Annotated in this window: 1 protein-coding gene; it reads left to right on the top strand. The window is 59.5% G+C overall.

Annotated elements, in window-relative coordinates:
• The first annotated feature begins 45 nt into the window (after positions 1-45).
• Positions 46-1,266, top strand: a complete 1,221-nt coding sequence (locus tag AC0L30_RS42960) for an IS701 family transposase (RefSeq protein WP_473406788.1) — start codon at positions 46-48, stop codon at positions 1,264-1,266.
• Positions 1,267-1,286 lie beyond the last annotated feature (20 nt).

Below are 1,286 nucleotides of genomic sequence, written 5' to 3'. Positions count from 1 at the left end.
CATTACAGTTGCTTTTGTTGCGGGCTTCTGAATCCATGGGCAACCATGATTCGAATGTCGTGGGCGCGGGCCGCGTCGGTTGAGGAGACGCTTGCGTTGTGGGCGGCGTCGCTTCGAGAGATCAAGCAACGGATACGTCCGTTGTTCACGCAAGAGCGTGTTGCGACAAATGCAGGCCTGTTCCTGGAAGGTCTGCTCGGAGATGAGCAGCGCAAGACCGGTTGGATGCGCGCGGAGGCGGCTGGCGATCCCGGCCCATGGCGGCAGCAGGCGATTCTGGGTCGTGGAGACTGGGACGCTGATGCTCTGCGCGATATCGTGCACGACTATGTCATCGAGCATTTGGCGGATGACGATGCAGTGCTGGTGATCGACGAGACCGGCTTTCTCAAACAGGGCAAAGCGTCATGCGGAGTGGCGCGGCAATACACTGGTTCGGCAGGGAAGATCACGAACTGCCAGATCGGCGTCTTCGCTGCCTACGTTTCGCGTCATGGTCATGCGTTCATCGATCGCGCGTTGTATCTTCCGAAGGAATGGACCGACGATCCAGATCGTCTTGAAGCCACATATGTGCCTGCCGATGTCGACTTTGCGACCAAACCAAAGCTTGCGACGAGAATGATCGCGCGCGCGATAGCCGCGTCTGTACCATTCAAGTGGGTTGCCGGTGATACCGTCTACGGTGTTGGCAACATCGAACAGCAACTGCGTCGGGCAGGCAAAGGCTACGTGCTTGGGGTCAGCAGCGCTCATGTGTTTCGATCCTGGGGCAAGCGACCGCCGGTCGCCGGTACGGCTGCAGACCTCGCCCGGACGCGGCGCTCATCCGACTGGAAGCGCCTGTCGGCGGGAGCCGGAACCAAAGGACCGCGGCTGCACGATTGGTGTTATCTCGAATTGGCGGATCTCGAGGCCGAGCAGTCCAACAGTGCAAATGACGGTTTGTGGACACGCGGTCTACTGATCCGTCGTCGCATTGCCGATGATGACCTCGCCTTCTTCACCACCTGGTGCCCAGCGGGAACAGCCATTGAAACGCTGGTCGCGGTCGAAGGTCATCGATGGGCGATCGAGGACAGCTTTGAAACCGCGAAAAACGAGTTCGGGCTCGATCACAACGAGAGCAGATCCTGGCATGGCTGGCACCGTCATGTGTCCTTGGTGATGCTCGCCTTCGCCATGATGGCCGCGATCCGACATCGCGCTAATCCGCCACCGCCCAAAAAAACGAAACGGCGCCCCCCGGCAAAAGCCAAAACATAACCACCCCACCACTGATCCGT

Source organism: Bradyrhizobium sp. MI1.11 (assembly GCF_055811255.1).
Note: the sequence above shows the minus strand (reverse complement) of the source record. Positions and strands in the feature narration are given on the sequence as shown.

What these genes read in the sequence shown, in the direction of transcription:
- AC0L30_RS42960 (WP_473406788.1), top strand. Translation starts at nt 46, where the DNA reads ATGATTCGAATGTCGTGGGCGCGGGCCGCGTCGGTTGAGGAGACGCTT.